At 50.7% G+C, this 16,150-nt stretch carries 15 protein-coding genes and 1 pseudogene; 8 read left to right on the forward strand and 8 right to left on the reverse strand.

Translation table 11 applies throughout. The annotated features are described in order from the left end of the window. Positions 1–608 (forward strand): BclA C-terminal domain-containing protein (locus ABF463_RS10370; protein WP_415533552.1); only part of this gene is annotated, 608 nt, incomplete at its 5' end. Between the two features lie 409 nt (positions 609–1,017). Here ABF463_RS10370 and ABF463_RS10375 read toward each other — a convergent pair. Further along, on the reverse strand, positions 1,018–1,188 hold the full coding sequence (locus tag ABF463_RS10375) for a hypothetical protein (protein WP_415533553.1): 171 nt from the start codon (positions 1,186–1,188) through the stop codon (positions 1,018–1,020). A 174-nt stretch (positions 1,189–1,362) separates the two neighbouring features. Between ABF463_RS10375 and ABF463_RS10380 the strand changes: the two genes are divergently transcribed. Then, the gene (locus ABF463_RS10380; RefSeq protein ID WP_415533555.1) at positions 1,363–2,991 is read left to right on the forward strand and encodes a recombinase family protein; all 1,629 of its coding nucleotides are present in this window, start codon (positions 1,363–1,365) and stop codon (positions 2,989–2,991) included. 17 nt (positions 2,992–3,008) lie between these two features. Here the strand turns inward: ABF463_RS10380 and ABF463_RS10385 are convergent. Further along, positions 3,009–3,353: pseudogene (locus tag ABF463_RS10385) on the reverse strand (sigma-70 family RNA polymerase sigma factor); the annotation flags it as partial. 458 nt (positions 3,354–3,811) lie between these two features. Here ABF463_RS10385 and yfbR point away from each other — a divergent pair. Beyond that, complete coding sequence (gene yfbR, locus ABF463_RS10390) at positions 3,812–4,393, forward strand: 5'-deoxynucleotidase (RefSeq protein ID WP_415533556.1); 582 nt, start codon at positions 3,812–3,814, stop codon at positions 4,391–4,393. A gap of 101 nt (positions 4,394–4,494) precedes the next feature. On the opposite strand, the gene ABF463_RS10395 is transcribed toward yfbR, so the two are convergent. From ABF463_RS10395 to ABF463_RS10410, 4 genes are all read right to left on the reverse strand, one after another. Then, entirely contained in the window at positions 4,495–5,706 is a 1,212-nt protein-coding gene (locus ABF463_RS10395; protein ID WP_415533557.1) for an aspartate kinase, read from the reverse strand. 196 nt (positions 5,707–5,902) lie between these two features. After that, positions 5,903–6,805: a homoserine kinase gene (thrB, locus tag ABF463_RS10400; protein WP_415533558.1), complete on the reverse strand. Its 903-nt coding sequence runs from the start codon at positions 6,803–6,805 to the stop codon at positions 5,903–5,905. 13 nt (positions 6,806–6,818) lie between these two features. Next, a complete protein-coding gene (locus ABF463_RS10405; RefSeq protein ID WP_415533559.1) occupies positions 6,819–8,060 on the reverse strand; it encodes a homoserine dehydrogenase in 1,242 nt (413 codons plus the stop codon). A gap of 86 nt (positions 8,061–8,146) precedes the next feature. Then, positions 8,147–8,590, reverse strand: a complete 444-nt coding sequence (locus tag ABF463_RS10410; RefSeq protein ID WP_415533560.1) for an ACT domain-containing protein — start codon at positions 8,588–8,590, stop codon at positions 8,147–8,149. Positions 8,591–8,908: 318 nt separating this feature from the next. Between ABF463_RS10410 and ytvI the strand changes: the two genes are divergently transcribed. Beyond that, on the forward strand, positions 8,909–9,982 hold the full coding sequence (ytvI, locus tag ABF463_RS10415) for a sporulation integral membrane protein YtvI (RefSeq protein WP_415533561.1): 1,074 nt from the start codon (positions 8,909–8,911) through the stop codon (positions 9,980–9,982). A gap of 1 nt (position 9,983) precedes the next feature. Here ytvI and ABF463_RS10420 read toward each other — a convergent pair whose 3' ends face one another. Next, positions 9,984–10,637, reverse strand: coding sequence for an HAD family hydrolase (locus ABF463_RS10420; protein ID WP_415533563.1), 654 nt, complete (start codon positions 10,635–10,637; stop codon positions 9,984–9,986). Between the two features lie 190 nt (positions 10,638–10,827). Between ABF463_RS10420 and ABF463_RS10425 the strand changes: the two genes are divergently transcribed. Together ABF463_RS10425 and ABF463_RS10430 are read left to right on the forward strand one after the other, a co-directional pair. Continuing rightward, on the forward strand, positions 10,828–11,004 hold the full coding sequence (locus tag ABF463_RS10425; protein WP_415533564.1) for a hypothetical protein: 177 nt from the start codon (positions 10,828–10,830) through the stop codon (positions 11,002–11,004). 7 nt (positions 11,005–11,011) lie between these two features. Further along, entirely contained in the window at positions 11,012–11,923 is a 912-nt protein-coding gene (locus ABF463_RS10430) for a DivIVA domain-containing protein (RefSeq protein WP_415533566.1), read from the forward strand. A gap of 181 nt (positions 11,924–12,104) precedes the next feature. Here the strand turns inward: ABF463_RS10430 and ABF463_RS10435 are convergent, their stop codons facing one another. Then, a complete protein-coding gene (locus ABF463_RS10435) occupies positions 12,105–12,650 on the reverse strand; it encodes a glutathione peroxidase (protein WP_415533568.1) in 546 nt (181 codons plus the stop codon). 277 nt (positions 12,651–12,927) lie between these two features. Between ABF463_RS10435 and ABF463_RS10440 the strand changes: the two genes are divergently transcribed. Together ABF463_RS10440 and dcd are read left to right on the forward strand one after the other, a co-directional pair. Beyond that, positions 12,928–15,309 (forward strand): YfhO family protein, encoded by a 2,382-nt coding sequence (locus ABF463_RS10440; protein WP_415533569.1) that lies wholly within the window; start codon positions 12,928–12,930, stop codon positions 15,307–15,309. Further along, on the forward strand, positions 15,306–15,836 hold the full coding sequence (dcd, locus tag ABF463_RS10445; RefSeq protein WP_415533570.1) for a dCTP deaminase: 531 nt from the start codon (positions 15,306–15,308) through the stop codon (positions 15,834–15,836). The genes ABF463_RS10440 and dcd overlap by 4 nt, the downstream gene beginning before the upstream one ends. Positions 15,837–16,150 lie beyond the last annotated feature (314 nt).

Genomic DNA, 16,150 nt, shown 5'->3' on the forward strand with positions numbered 1-16,150 from the left:
CGGGCGCTACCGGCGCAACGGGCGCTACCGGCGCAACGGGCGCTACCGGCGCAACAGGTGCTGACGGCGCAACGGGTGCTACCGGCGCAACTGGTGCTACCGGCGCAACTGGTGCTACCGGCGCAACGGGTGCTACCGGCGCGGCTGGTGCCGATGGTGCAACGGGTGCTACCGGCGCGACTGGTGCTACCGGTGTTGGGGTAACGCAGACGGCAGGGTTTGCCGCCAATACCAGCGGTACTACCCTTGCGGTAATCGTGTTGGGCACCCCGATTCCATTACCGAACAGCCAGTTGTTCTCCGCGGATATCACGCCAAACGGTTCCAGTACCGTTTTCACTGTAGGCACAGCGGGACGTTATCGTCTATCCTACAGCGTCTATACAACCGCTTCACTACTGGCGGGCACTCGCCTGATCATTAACGGATCACCAGTTACAGCTTCTACCATTTTGCCAATTTTGGGAATCTCCACATTTGAAAATGAAATTATTGTTGATCTCACAGCAGGTTCCACGGTCACTTTGCAGTTTTTCGGACTCCTTGGCGCAGCTACGCTCTTAGGTTCCGGTGCAGGTGCAACGCTTATGATGGTTCGTCTGAGCTAACCGTTTCAGCTATTATAAAAATGCTCATTTCCAGGAATCGCCTCGCTTGTGCAATGGCGATTCCTGTACATATGTCATCGCCCTCTGTTTTGTCGCGGAAAATACATCATGGACAGATTTCCATCCACGAATTGTTGGTGGCCGGTATTTTGATTTCGGTGCATGGAGTGATGATAGATATAGCCGACACGGAAACGGACCATTTTCCGAAAACAACGTCTATCAGAAGCGGCTTTTGCATACAGTGCAAATTATACACCTGGCCTATAGGGAAAGATATCCTGTATGTATCAGATTTTGGTGAAAAATATGTAAAGCGCTAGACTTCTTTCACTATTTCCTATCAAACGCAGACAGGTTGTCCTTTAAAGTAGAGGGCAGTCCCCCGACCGCCACACAAAATAAGTCTTTATGTTTTAATCCTGCTCATCAGATATTCCAACATGGCGCTTTTCTCGTCCTCATTCTTTGCCCGAAGCTCAATGCATCTTAAAATTGCCTCCGCATGTGCCTCCGCCACCTTTTCTTCCAGTGCCAATTTTCCCTCCGCTGTCTCAGGAAAGCAAATAACAACTTTCATCGCCGTCACCTCAAGTGACCCTATGCTCGGCTGCACGTCCTATATGCGACAACCTCAATAAACAAAAACAGGGCAGTTATCCTTAGAAAAAACCATTCCATGCTCTTGGCGATGACGCGGATGATAAACCTTTGCCGTACTGTGTAAATATTCACCTATGGATTGAGGTGTCCTATGCATATCGCCATCTATTCACGCAAAAGTAAATTCACCGGTAAAGGCGAGTCGGTTGAAAATCAAATTCAGCTTTGCCGTGCGTATGCTTCTTCACACTTTGGAAGCAATAACAATATACAGATTTACGAAGATGAGGGGTTCTCAGGCGGCAGCACGGAAAGACCCCAATATCAGCAGATGCTGCACGATGCACATACCCATGCTTTTGAGATATTAATATGCTACAGACTCGACCGTATCAGCCGCAACATTAGCGATTTTGCGGCACTCATAACCGATCTCCAACAAGAACACATCAGTTTTGTTTCGATTCGTGAACAATTTGATACCAGCACACCGATGGGGCGCGCTATGATGTATATTGCGTCTGTTTTCGCACAGCTTGAACGCGAAACCATTGCGGAACGCATCCGTGACAACATGATTGAGCTTGCCAAAACCGGGCGCTGGTTAGGCGGTATAACGCCCACCGGCTTTGAATCTGCCCCCATCACCGCCATAGATGACCACGGCCGCACACGCAAGGCATACGTATTGCAAGCGATACCCGAGGAAATGAACCTTGTCCAACGCCTATACGACGCCTTTCTGAATCTGCAAAGTCTAACCAAGCTGGAAACCTACTGCCTGCAAAACGGGTTGCGATCAAAGAACGAGAGAGATTTTTCACGGTTTGCGCTTCGCTCCATATTAGAAAACCCCGTCTACGCCTGTGCAGACGACAGGATGTTTTCTTATTTAAAAGACCACGACTTTGAAATTTATTCTGACCGTTCCGATTTTGATGGCCGCCGCGCTGTCATGGCATATAATAAAACCCTCCAGGTTAAGCACCATTCAGCCCAAAAGCGCAGCCATGCCGAATGGATCATCGCCGTAGGAAAACACCGCGGAATCATATCCTCTGACAAATGGATCGCGGCTCAAAACCTGCTGCTGCAAAACAAATCCAGAACGTTCCGAAAAGTACGCAGTTCTCAATCCCTTCTTTCCGGCTTGCTGCGGTGTGCGTCCTGCGGCAGTTTCATGCGCCCCAAGCCGGTTGGACGGACAAATGGCGATAATCAGCAAGTCTTTTACTATATGTGCGAACGAAAAGAAAAGAGCCGCCGCGCACTCTGCAGGATGAAAAATGCCAACGGCAACGAATTGGACAGCCTTGTGATCGAACAAATAAAACACCTGTCGGAATCCGGTTCAACATTTCAACAAAAATTGGGAAATGAGATCGCCCGGATGACCATACACAACCATACAACCGAAGGAGAAATCCAAAAGCTGCTCAATCTCATTCAAAAAAACGAGACGGCTATCAGCCGTCTCGTTGAAACCCTTGCTATTGCCGAAGACAGTGCCGCCAGCACTTATATTGTGAAGAAGATAAATGAACTGCATTCCCAAAACGCCGACCTAAAGGAACGGTCATTGCAGCTGCGTGAAATGGAACAAAACCGTGCTACAGACATTGAATCCTTCCAATTCATAGACCATCTTTTATCTGCGTTTGCCTTTACTTTTGATATGCTCGATATAGCCGGAAAACGAAATCTGCTGCATGGCGTCGTTGACACCGTTACTTGGGATGGAGAACATGTGCGGATCAGTTTGTTTAGCAAAAAAAAATAAGCAAAATGTTTCCGCAGAGAGTGTATTGCATTTTCTATACATCTTGCCGCATAGGTCGCCAGCCTTGTTCCTTTCTCCGGTTTGAACGTAATGACCCCTTTGATCAAGCCAATCGTCCCCACAGACAGCAAATCTTCCTGATCGCGCGCATTAGAATAATACTTCTTAATGATGTGCATAACCAGACGCAGATTATGCTCAATGAGCGCGTCCTGCGCCTCCGCGTCTCCCTCCTGCATCCGCGTCAGGCATTCGCGTTCCTCAGCCGCTGTCAGCGGTTTGGGAAATGAACCGGAATGATTGACGTGCAGGACAAAATAGACCAGGCGGAACACTGCGGCGCCTAAAATGGGAATCAACATCTTGCCACCCCTTTATTCAGTGCTTATCCACACGTACACTCTGTATACCGTATGTTCTTCAAAATGCACCATGTCACTACTATATGGTATAGCCAGGGCAATTGTGCAAGTCCCGCAAAGCAAGCAGCGGATCGACGTGATTCTCTCCGTGCAAATTGGGTTTTGTATCGATTTTGGGCTGCAAACGCGCTTAACCCCTGCGTATTATTCCCAAAACAAATCCACCGCCTTTGTCTATAGCGATAAAAAATAAACACAGCGTCCCATCGCATTGACTTTCACAATGGAACTCGTATAATGATACCTTGTTGAGCGATTTGCATTCGGTTTTCTCCGAAAATCCAGTTTGTGAACCCCATGGGACCACTCGTTTCAACACAGGAAGACGGTGCTCTCGTGACCCAAAAGCCCTAACGAACCAAAACTGACAATTTCATCAGACAAAGGGAGCAACACCATTGAAAAATGCCTTTTTTGCCATTCTTTCGCGCATGAAATACATCACCCGTTGGGGGTTGATGCGCAATACCCGCCCAGAGAATCTAATGGAACACAGCTTTGAAACCGCCGTTTTGGCACATGCTCTTACCGTCATTGGCAATACACGCTTCGGGCGGCAGTATGATACCGGGCGGGCGGTATTGCTTGCGCTTTATCACGACGCTACCGAAATTTTCACCGGCGACATGCCCACACCCGTAAAATATTTCAACCATACGCTGCGCTCCTCTTACCGCGAAGCGGAACAGCAGGCACTTGACCGCCTGCTGTCCTGTCTGCCGGATGACCTGCGCCCTGCCTATGCCGCGCTTTCCGACGTTCCAAAGAGCGAGGCGGCTTTGCCCATTCTGGTAAAAGCAGCGGACAAGCTCTCTGCCTTAATCAAATGCATTGAAGAAGAAAAGGCGGGCAACACCGAGTTTAAAAAAGCTGCCGATGCCCAGCTTTCATATTTAAAAGACATGCATCTGCCGGAAGTGGACTGCTTTCTCGCTGAATTTCTGCCTCCCTACCGGCTGACGCTGGACGAGCAGGAATAAGCGCAAAAAAGGCTTGCCCCAAAACAGGCAAGCCCTTTTCAATGCACTATGAAGATTATTATACCGTGCGCCAATTGGTGAAATGGCTTTCACCGTTCGGCCTACTCCCCAAAGTGAAACGCGTTATGCACCACTTTGACCGCACGTTCGGCTTCATCAAGATCGATCAATACCGAAACCTTGATTTCACTGGTGGAGATCATCTGGATGTTGATGCCTGCTTCATACAACGCCTCAAACATCGTGGCAGCCACACCGGCATTGGTTGCCATGCCCGCACCTACGATAGACACTTTTGAAATATTGCTGTCGTGGGTGATGGCGCGCCCACCCAGACCCGGCAGGTTCTCATTTAAAATAGTCAGCGCCTCGTCCAGACAGCCTTTTCCCACGGTAAAACTCACGTCCTTGGTGCCGTCGCGCCCTATGGACTGCAAAATAATATCGACATTGATCCTTGATTTTGCGAGCAGGGAAAAGATACGGAACGCCGTGCCCGGTTGGTCGGGCAGCCCAATGATGGAGATGCGGGCCACATCGTTATCCCGTGCCACGCCTCGAATCAACATTTTTTCCACGTGTACGACCTCCTTGACTTTGGTCCCTTGATTTTTTTTGAAACTGGAAAGCACTTCGAGGTCGACATTATACCGTTTGGCCATCTCCACCGACCGGTTGTGCAGCACCTGCGCACCCAGTGAAGCAAGTTCCAGCATTTCGTCATAACTGATTTCATCCAGTTTGTGCGCGTCTTTCACAATGCGCGGGTCTGCGGTATAAACCCCGTCCACATCAGTGTAAATCTGGCACAGATCGGCATTGAGCGCCGCCGCGAACGCCACTGCCGTGGTATCGGAGCCGCCGCGTCCCAGCGTGGTGATGTCGTCATACCGGTTGAGCCCCTGGAAACCCGCGATAATAACGATCTTGCCTTTGCCCAGTTCCGATTGAATGCGCTCGGTGTCGATGCGGTTGATACGCGCGTTCCCGTATGTATTATCGGTGCGCATGCCAGCCTGCTGCCCTGTAAGTGAAACAACTGGAAATCCCATTTTTTGAATAGCCATCGCCACCAGCGCCATGGAGATTTGCTCACCGGTAGAGAGCAGCACATCCATCTCACGTTTGCTGGCTGCCGGATTGATCTCTTTTGCTTTTTCGATCAAGTCATCTGTGGTGTCACCCTGCGCCGAAACCACCGCGACCACGCCGTTGCCAGCTTGATGCGTCTCCGTAATAATCCGTGCGACATTAAAGACCCGCTCGGCATTGGCAACCGACGTACCGCCGAATTTCTGCACAATTAAACTCATCTATCAGCCCTCCGAGGACGCCGACCGGTAAAGCGCGGCGTGCCCAGCCCACAGCACGCGTTTTGCTTTACCCCTCGCCCGCCCTATCGATTTTTCATTTATATATCGTCCGCAAACAATTCGGCCCGCACGATTGTGCACGCGCCATTGCGTTTAAATTTCACCAGGCTGCGACGATCTTCCGCCTGCTACCAGTTTATTCCGCTTGCCCGCACAGTTCCACGGTCGCACCGGTTTCATCGCAGTCGAGCATCTCCAGTCGGAATTTCTGCGGCAATTCTGCCAATGCTTTTTCCGCACGCGTCTTGAACGAAATATCGGTCACATTTACCATTGCCATCAGCGTTGGACCCGCGCCGCTGATATAACAGGCGTACGCGCCCATTTTATCGCAAAGCGTAAAAATCTCCTCCGCGCCCGGAATCAACCGCAGCCGGTATGGCTGGTGGAGCTTGTCTTCCACCGCAATCCGCAGGTTGTCCAGCCGGCCTGAAAACAGTGAGGCTGTCATCAACGCCGTGCGTGAGAGGTTAAATACCGCATCCTTATGCTTCACCTGCTCCGGCAGCGCCGCGCGCGCCTCCTCGGTCTTCAGTTCAAAATCGGGAATGAACGCGGCAAATTTCAACCGTCCCGAGATGGGCACTTTGACGCTGTACACGCGGTTTTCCTGTAAAACAGCCGTCGTCAGTCCGCCCAAAATAGCCGGAGTGGAATTGTCGGGATGTCCCTCCAGAACAGCGGCCAGGTTGACGATATCGGGTTTAGAAAGCGGCTCTCCAAGCAGCATGTTGGCGCCCAGCAGCCCGGCCACGATACATGCCGAGCTGCTGCCCAGGCCTCTGGTCATGGGGATATTGTTTTCCTGGGAAATATACAAACCGGGAAGCGGCTTGCCGCAAAGCTCATAGAGGAACCGGGCGGTTTTAAAAATGAGGTTGTCTTCGCCGTGCGGCACATCTGTCCCGTCCGTGGTGGAAATTTGAATGTCCCCGCACTCCTCCATCCACACACGGTTATACAAACGCAGCGCAAGGCCCAAGGAATCGAACCCCGGGCCGATGTTCGCGCTCGTGGCTGGAATCTGTATCTTTATCATTGCGTTTCAGCTCCTAATAATCCAGAACCCGTATCGTGGAAAGGATCGGATAATCCAGCGCCCGCAGCGCTTGCAGCGCGCGTACAATCTCGCCCTCCGGCAACATTGGCGTGATGAATGCCGCCTCGTTTTCCACACCCGGGCAGACCAGTTCGGTCACATTGCCAAGCAGCCCGCGCACGGACCGCAGCGCTTCCGTCCGGCTGCGCGCGGTAACCCGCACGAACATGCTGGCCGGCACCTCCAGATAATCGCAGACGTATCCGTCTTTGGCAGGCTCCCAATCGATATATTTCCGGGCTGCAAGATGCTTGACGGCATCAATCACATCGGCAACCACCGCACTGGCGGTCGGCAGTTTCCCTGCCCCTCGGCCATAAAAGACCACGTCGCCGATGGCGTCGCCCCGCACCATGATCCCGTTGAACACATCGTCCACAGTGGCGAGCTGACTTTCCCTGGAAATAAATGCCGGGCTGACCATAGCAAACAGCCGGCCGTCGTCCAGCTTCTTGACCCTGCCGATCAGCTTGATGACGCCGCCCCACGCCTCAGCATAATGCACATCTTCCGCGGAGATATGTGTAATACCCTCGGTATGCACGTTTTGGGGATACACATGGCGGCCGTAAGCCAGCGAAGCAAGAATGCACACCTTGCGGCACGCGTCATCTCCCTCCACGTCGGCAGCCGGATTCCGCTCCGCATAACCCAATTTCTGCGCGAGCGCAAGCGCGTCTTCAAACGCCACGCCTTCACGGAACATCTTGGTGAGAATAAAATTGGTCGTGCCGTTGAGGATGCCCGCAATCTCCACAATGCGGTTCGCGGAGAGGCACTGGCTGAGCGGCCGCAGGATGGGGATACCGCCGCCCACACTTGCCTCAAACAGGAAGTTGACGTTTGTCTCATGTGCCGCCGCAAGCAGTTCGGCGCCATGCACAGCCACCAGTTCCTTGTTGGAAGTGACGACGTTTTTGCCGGCTTTCAGGCTGCGTAAAACAAAATCAAAGGCGGGGTCAAGACCGCCCATCACCTCTACTACCACCCGCACATCCGGGTCGTTCAGAATGACCTCAAAATCTTTCACGAATTTATCGTGATAGGGCAGGTCGGGAAACTCTCTGCGATCTAAGATGTATTTGATTTCCATCTCTTCGCCGGCTTTTTCAATAATACTGGCGTGGTTTTTATTGAAAACCTCCAGCACACCCGATCCGACTGTCCCATGCCCAAGTACAGCAATTGCAATCATATGGTAACCTCCAAAGGGCACAGCCCTCGTTTTATGCGCATATATCACCCGATCTTACAAACCGGGTGTTTTACGTTCCACGGCAGTCAGGCGCCGGAAACGATTTCTACATTCTCTACGCCATCCACTTCACGGAGCGCCGTGAGCAGTCCCGTAAGTGACAGGCGAATGTTGTCCATCCGCGCGGTCACAGACACCGGTGCAATGCCATCCACCGGAATGTTTTGGTTGATTGTGAGGATGTTCGCGCCATTTTGGTAAAGCAGCCCCGTCAGCGCGGACAATACGCCCGCCTCGTCCCGTAACATCGCGCTGATGGTCACGATCCGTCCCGCGGCCTCGTCGTCATATGGGCGCACCCGGCCTTTATATTTGTAAAATGCACTGCGTGAAATGCCGGCCAGCCGTGCCGCTTCATTGACCGAGTGTGCCTGCCCGGTATTTAAAAGCAGCTTGGCGTCCAGCACTTTCAGGAACACATCGGGCAGCGATTGGCTGTCCACGATCAGATAGCGCGGGTTTCTTTCCATAGCGTCCACCACCGGAATACTTTTGTATTGTGAGCAAATACACTATACCATAGATGCATCCCTGCCTACAATCATCCGGCATCGGCGTTTGCGGAGGATACACGGAGAAACCTCCCATATCCTTTGGTTTTCGCTGGATTTCTCTCGTTTGCACACATGTAGTGCAAAGTAAAATAACTATAAAAAAAGCCGCAAACCGTTGATAATTATTGTACTTCCGTTTATTCTAATACTATGGGGATTTGCGTGGGTCAAAATGCAAACCCTTTTCAAACGATCCATGCGTGTGCGCACGCAAGACCGGATAAGGAGGTCCACATGAACGACAGGGACGAACGCAAAAAAAAGTTTTTATTAAATGTGTCCACCATTGCGGTAGCAATCGCGTTGGGCGCGGTTATTATCAAGTTCCTGCTAGGCTGGATCTTACCATTTATTTTCGGTTACATCATTGCGGCAGCCGTGCAGCCCGCCGCGCGGTTTGCCCAACGGCACTGGCGTTTGCCCAAGCGGGTAGCAGGGCTTTTGCTCGCCTTGCTGTTGATCCTGGGCATCCTTGCGCTTTGCGCCGTAATTCTTACGCGCGTTATCATGACCGTCACGCCCATGGTACAGCATCTGCCACAATATATTCAAACGCTTGCCGCGCAGATCAGCCAAGCGACCGCCGGGCTTGCCGATTCCGCCAAAAGCATATCGCCGGATTTGTCAAACAACATTTCGAACATCACCAGCAATTTGTCGTCGGAACTGATGAAAGCAAGCAACTATGCCAATCAGCTGCTTTCAATCACCAAGAACCTGCTCTCGGGTCTGCCGGACGTATTATTCGGCATTGCGGTCGTCATTATTTCCGCCTGCTTTTTCAGCATGGACTATGAAGTCATCCGCGATTTTCTGCTGCGACAGCTGCCTAAAAAATACGGCGAGATGGTCGTGGATGCCAAGACGTTTTTCTTTAGCTCTGTGGGCAAGATGCTGCGTGCTTACGCACTGCTGATGCTCATCACGTTCCTAGAACTCACGTTCGGGCTGATGCTTCTGCGCATCCCCAACCCCATTGTCATCGCTGTCATGGTCGCTGTGGTGGATATCCTGCCTGTCCTCGGCACCGGCACCGTTATGGTACCGTGGGTCATCATCACCCTGCTGTTCGGCAATATCCCGCTGGCCGTCGGGCTTGCGGTGCTTTACGCTGTGATTGCCACCGTGCGCACCGTATTGGAACCGAAAGTGGTTGGCGACCGGATTGGGCTGTATCCGCTCATCACGCTGTTTGCCATTTTCTTAGGGCTGAAATTCGCGGGCGTTGCCGGCATGTTTCTTTTTCCGCTAATAGTCCTCGTGATTAAGCGGCTGAATGATACCGAAAAAATCCACTTGTGGAAATAGTTCACCTGTCAATCCCAGCGGACATCAACTCTTCAGCAGCGCATACAATATCCAGCGGACTTTCCACTGTGTGATCAGCATCCCGCACCTCATCCGGGGCAAACCCATACAGGCAGCCGATAAAGGGGATTTGATTTTCCCGTGCCGCTTCTTTATCATACTTGCGGTCGCCGACCATAATGGCTTTTTCCGCACACGTTTTTTCGAGCAACAGTCGTAAGGTCCCCGCTTTGGTCATATGCTCTTCCAACGGGCGGACTTCATCGATCAGCGGCCGCAGCTTAAGCGCGCACAGCACCGCATTAATATACCGCACGGTGGCGTTGGAACATACCGCCGTATGCCAACCCTGATCGTGCAGGGTTTGCAGCATCCGGTCGCATCCGTCATAGTGCCGTCCTTTTTCCGGCAGAAACTCCCTCTCCAGCTCCGCCACACGGCGAGTATACGCCATGCGCTCCTCGTCGGAAAGGGCGGGAGCCAACAACGGGAACGTGTCCCACGCCATGCCGCCGAACGTAGAGATAATAAACGCGGCATCCCGCACTGGCACGCCGAACTCCCTCTGGGCCTGCTGGTGTGCCGCCACCGAGACCAAATCCGTTCGATTAAGGGTGCCGTCCAAGTCAAAAACGATCCAATTTCCGCCACTCATCGCGTTTCTCTCTTTCATACTGTGTTAGTCGGGATGGCATTCATGCCCTGCGCCAACTTGCGCTTTCCGGCATAATGCGCCGCATATCCGTCCTGTTTCTATTATATCGTGTTTGGAGAAAAAGAAAAACCCTTTTGTGGCCTCCTGCACAGCGACAAATGGCTTAGCGGTTTACGTATGCGGGGCAGATATGGTATACTATATGCGATACTTACCGTCTGCGCCTGCTCTGCGGCACATTCCACGCAATGTTGCTTTTTGCGCGGAAAAACCGGCGCAGGCGGAATGCGTGCCGGCACAGGAAGTCTATCTGCCGACGAACCCGCTTAACCGAAGCGGCTTAAAACAGAACAATGAGGAAGGATGATCCGAAGATGGAAGGCATGTTTAAAACAGCCGTTAGCGGTTTTAAAAAAGATGAAGTGCTTGCTTATATCGACAACCGCGAGACCGAGGCTCGCCAGAAGCAGGAGGCGCTCACGCAGCGCCTGCGGAAGATGACGGCTGATCTCAATGAGGAAAAGACACAGCACGCCGAGGCCGTAGCACAAATTGCGCAGCTGGAGGACGAACTTGGCCGGGAGCGCGACCGCGCGGACGAGCTTGCCAAGGCTGCCGGATCGGCGGAAGAAGAAAAGCGCGCCATGAAAGCGCAGCTGAACGATGCACATTTTGAGGTTGCCCGTTTACGGCAGGAGCTTAGTGCTGCAAAAAAAGAGTGCGAACAGGTGAAAGAGGACCGAAAAAAAATCCATCTTCGCGTCGCGGAACTGGAGGGTGCGGTCGGCGAACTCAACGACAAACTCGACCACTCTGCCAAAAACGAAGATTTGATTGGGCGCGTCCTTCTTGAAGCCCAGACCACCGCAGATAAAATCCTGACCGAGGCACATGACGAAGCCGCCAAACAGATTGCGGACGCGCAGGAAAAAACTGCTGCCGTCTTGAACCAGTCTCGGACGGAAATGACCGAGCTTCTGACGCAGACCGCACAATTTCGCTCTGAAGTGGTAGAACTGCGAGAGGGAACCCAGCGCGCTTTTTCTCACATTGACACACTGCTTGAAAATGTAGAGCAGGCAGCCGGGCAGATCTATGAAACCTACCAAGTGCCCTTAGAGGAAACTGTGGAGGACGAACCTCCGGCTGAGGAAGAGACCGATGATATCCCCGCCGAGCAGGCTGCCACCACCGAGCAGGACAGTGTTAACTCCACGTCCGAGCCGGAGATCGATACGGAAGCGCAAGCCGCCGGCACATTTGATTTTTCCCGAACAGGAAACTGATCATATCTCTGTAGGGCATCCCGTACTATTTTTGTCGCCGCGTGATAAAAGCCCCAATGTGTCCCCTCTTCGAGAGGGACACATTGGGGCTTTTTACAGAAACACAGCAGCCGCTCTGTTACCAGAGCGGCTGCTTACACATTTGATTTATAAAATCAAGCGTTTCTTTGGCGTTCAACGATTACAGCAATTTATCCAGCTCGACTTGCAGATCCGCCGGAACAATATACGGTTCAAAGCGTCCTACTACTTCGCCTTCTCTATTGATAAGGAATTTAGTGAAATTCCACTTGATGTCGTTGCCCTCGAGAAGTTCCGGATATTTATCTTTCAGCACGCCTTCGATCACACGCGCGCCTTCTACGTTCAAATCTAAGCCTTGGAACGGTGCCGCATTTTTCAGATAGTCATAAATAGGACTGGCTTCGGGACCGCGCACGTCAATCTTTGCAAACAGCGGAAACGTTACGCCATAGTTAAGTTTGCAGAAGGACTTAATCTCATCCCCGTTGCCCGGTTCCTGCCCCAAAAACTGGTTGCACGGAAACCCCAATATTTCAAGCCCTTTGTCTTTATTGGCTTTGTACAATGCCTCCAGCCCCTCATATTGCGGCGTGAATCCGCATTTGCTGGCTGTATTGACAACCAAAAGCACCTTCCCCTTATAATCAGAAAGGGCAACCGTTTTACCCCCTAGCGTTTTTGCGCTAAAATCATATATACTCATTGTTCCTGCTCCTTTACATTAAGTTTACCTAATTGGTGTAATTATAATTTACCACATTTTTTCCTTGCTGTCAACATACCCTTTCTGCAACACGGGCAATGCACTGTAAAAGCGGTTGCTTTTCTGCAAGTGTTTGTGCGGTGTTTCCAGTCATTCGGCTTTCTTTTGCCTATCAGACCTGCTATAATGGTAGTGTGTAGCGCGAAAAACCATTGACAATCTGTGCAAATATCGCGCCCCACTTTTTCGTCATACAACATCGCAGAAAAGAGGATTTATGGAACTGCTGCGGCCTAAAAAACGCTATCTGGAAGTGTTTGTCATCTCCCTAATTATTGCATTGTCTTTTTTGCTGCCCTATATCATTATCGACAAGGGCATTTTTGTTTTTTATGGGGACTATAATGTACAGCAGGTCCCGTTTTACATGCTGGTGCATCAGGCAATCCGCAGCGGAAACACCGCATGGAGCTGGACGACCGACCTCGGCGCAAACCTCGTCGGCTCCTATGCGTTCTACAATCTGGGCAGCCCGTTTTTCTGGCTGACCATACCACTGCCCAACGCGCTTGTTCCATACACACTCGGTCCGCTGCTGGCATTAAAGATGGCGGTGGCCTCAGTTGGCGCTTATGCGTTCATCGGACGGTTTGTTAAACGGGAGGAGATTGCCGCCATTGGCGGACTGCTTTACGCTTTCTCCGGTTTTTCCATTTATAACATCTTTTATAACCACTTCCATGAACCCATGTGCCTGTTTCCTTTCCTGCTCATCGGTTTGGAAGAATTTATGAAACACGACCGTAAAGGGTTGTTTGCGCTGGCTGTGTTTCTGGATGCCCTCGTGAACTATGAGTTCTTTATCGGCACCGTCTTTTTTATTGCCTTGTATTTTATCTTGCGAATGATTTCCGGTGCCTGGAAACTGAACATCCGCAAATTTCTGTTGCTGGCATTTGAATCGGTGCTGGGTGTTGGCTTGGCGTGCATCCTGTTCATCCCGGCCGTTCTGGCGGTGATGGGCAATTATCGCGTGCACCAGCCTCTACAGGGCTGGTATCTTCTATTATATGACAACAACCAACGATACGGGGATATCCTACACTCCCTGTTTTTTCCGCAGGATCTTCCCGCCAGACCGAATTTCTTTCCAAACGCCGACAAATGGTCATCTATATCCGCATTTCTTCCATTTTTCTCCTGCTCCGGTGTTCTTGCATTCATTATCGCCAAAAAAGGGCATTGGCTGAAACGCATCCTCTGTATCAGTCTGCTGATTGCACTCGTTCCCGGTCTAAACTCCATGTTTATCATGTTCAATAGCGATTATTATGCACGCTGGTTTTTCATGCCCACCCTTTTGATGAGTCTTGCCACCTGTATTGCTCTCGACGACCCCGAAGTGGACTACGCCGCCGGATTGAAATGGACTATCGCCATCACGCTGATTTTTACACTGACAATCGGTTTAATTCCGAAAAAGTCCGGCAATAAAATCACGCAGATCGGCTTGGAAGATTATCCTTTGCGATTCTGGGCCTACGTTGTCATTGTATTGGTCGGTTTGGCGTTGCTTGTGATCCTCTTGCGATTTTACAAAAAAAATTCACCTGCTTTCCTTTACCGCGCTACGATTATTCTGACACTAACAATTTGCATTTACGCCAATTTCTTCATTGCTACCGGCAAAAAGTACGGTGAAGATGGCGCATGGTATAAATCCGTAGCGGTAGAAGGCGCAAGCAAACTCACACTCAACCATACACAATTTTCCCGCATTGATGTTTATAACGGCATGGACAATCTGGGTATGTTTTGGAATTGGCCAACAATTCAGGCGTTTCAGAGTGTCGTACCCACATCTATTATGAAATTCTATCAAAGCGTGGGGGTACAGCGTGATGTCGCCTCGCGCCCAGACCTACGGTATATTGGATTGCGTTCATTGCTTTCAGTCAAATATTTGGTACAGCAAAACGCTACGGATTCCTTTATTTCTCCCGGTTGGGTGTTTGACTCCTACCAAAACGGCATGAAAGTATGGCGCAACACCAACTTTATCCCCATGGGGTTCACATATTCTTCATATGTGAATTCGTCTACCTATGAGGCCTCGCAGAACAAGGATTTGTTGTTGGTCAAAGGCATTTTATTAAGTACCGCACAAATCCAGAAATATGGACGCCTGCTCACACCTTTGCCAATATCCGATATCTACGAGACCAGCACAGACCAATTGGCAGCTGACAGTGCCGCGCGGCGTGTCAACACTTGTTCCAGTTTCACCACTAACAATCAAGGCTTCCTCGCCTCTATCACTCTGCCAAAAGATAATTTGGTCTTTTTCAGCGTCCCATATGACAGTGGCTGGCACGCAACAGTAAACGGAAAACCCGCCAAGATTGAGGAAGTCAATGTTGGATTTATGGCTGTAAAATGTGACACCGGAAATAACACGATTCGTTTTACCTACACAACACCCGGACTTGCCACCGGACAAGCTGTTACCGGTATCTCCATCGCGATCCTGGTCGCCTATCTGCTGTTTGCGCGATATAGTCGGTCGCACTTGCGCCAATCGCCCCTGCTGCCTTCCCGCTCCCGGAAAAAGAACATTCCGCAGACTAACCATCAGGAAATCAAGGAGGAAAAGCCATGATTCTTTCAGGGCTTGAAATTAAAAAAAGACTGCATAAAACCATCGAGATCCAGCCGTATAACGAGGACAGGCTCAACCCCAACAGTTATAATCTCACACTGCATAACGAACTGCTGGTTTATGCATCACACACGCTGGATATGAAAACCAAAAACGAGGTCCAGCGTATTGTCATTCCGCCCGAAGGTCTGACTCTTGAACCCGGCAGGCTTTATTTGGGCAGTACCAACGAGTATACCGCGGCGGATGACTGCGTGCCCATGCTGGAAGGACGGTCATCTGTTGGCCGTTTAGGGCTATATGTGCATGTGACAGCGGGATTTGGTGATGTGGGATTCCACGGCTGCTGGACATTAGAAATCAGTTGTGTGCAGCCCATCCGCATCTACGCGGATGTGGAGATTTGCCAAATTTACTTCCACACAATTGCAGGCGAATACAAACCATATATCAGCAATAAATATCAAAACAACCGGGGCGTACAACCGAGCATGCTCTATAAAGACTTTGATCCCAAAAGTGAATAATCAATAAAAAGGACTATTGCAAAACAAGCTCTTTTAAAAAGCCAAGGCGGCCAACACCTTTTCGGTGCTGACCGCCTTATTTTTTGCTTTAGTGAATCCCTGATTTAATCTGTTCTACCAACGAGATAGGAAGAACTTCTTAGAATCATGGACGAGATCATTCCGCAGGACGAATGGGTGGGCACCATTGCACCGTATCACCCCAGCAAAAAGCGTGGTTGTTCTCCCATAGGCATGAAACGAATACTGCGGATGTATCTGGTGTAAATCTGACACGCTTAAAGGACTTTTATATTAGTTTGATAATTTAATTT

Origin of the sequence: Ethanoligenens sp., from assembly GCF_047718355.1 — a bacterium.
GTDB lineage: Bacteria > Bacillota > Clostridia > Oscillospirales > Ethanoligenentaceae > Ethanoligenens.

Coding starts and splice junctions, on each gene's coding strand:
- ABF463_RS10435 (WP_415533568.1), bottom strand. CDS start 12,650: ATGAGTATATATGATTTTAGCGCAAAAACGCTAGGGGGTAAAACGGTT.
- ABF463_RS10440 (WP_415533569.1), top strand. CDS start 12,928: ATGGAACTGCTGCGGCCTAAAAAACGCTATCTGGAAGTGTTTGTCATC.
- ytvI (WP_415533561.1), top strand. CDS start 8,909: ATGAACGACAGGGACGAACGCAAAAAAAAGTTTTTATTAAATGTGTCC.
- ABF463_RS10430 (WP_415533566.1), top strand. CDS start 11,012: ATGGAAGGCATGTTTAAAACAGCCGTTAGCGGTTTTAAAAAAGATGAA.
- thrB (WP_415533558.1), bottom strand. CDS start 6,805: ATGATAAAGATACAGATTCCAGCCACGAGCGCGAACATCGGCCCGGGG.
- ABF463_RS10380 (WP_415533555.1), top strand. CDS start 1,363: ATGCATATCGCCATCTATTCACGCAAAAGTAAATTCACCGGTAAAGGC.
- ABF463_RS10395 (WP_415533557.1), bottom strand. CDS start 5,706: ATGAGTTTAATTGTGCAGAAATTCGGCGGTACGTCGGTTGCCAATGCC.
- dcd (WP_415533570.1), top strand. CDS start 15,306: ATGATTCTTTCAGGGCTTGAAATTAAAAAAAGACTGCATAAAACCATC.
- ABF463_RS10405 (WP_415533559.1), bottom strand. CDS start 8,060: ATGATTGCAATTGCTGTACTTGGGCATGGGACAGTCGGATCGGGTGTG.
- ABF463_RS10410 (WP_415533560.1), bottom strand. CDS start 8,590: ATGGAAAGAAACCCGCGCTATCTGATCGTGGACAGCCAATCGCTGCCC.
- ABF463_RS10420 (WP_415533563.1), bottom strand. CDS start 10,637: ATGAGTGGCGGAAATTGGATCGTTTTTGACTTGGACGGCACCCTTAAT.
- ABF463_RS10425 (WP_415533564.1), top strand. CDS start 10,828: ATGGTATACTATATGCGATACTTACCGTCTGCGCCTGCTCTGCGGCAC.
- ABF463_RS10375 (WP_415533553.1), bottom strand. CDS start 1,188: ATGAAAGTTGTTATTTGCTTTCCTGAGACAGCGGAGGGAAAATTGGCA.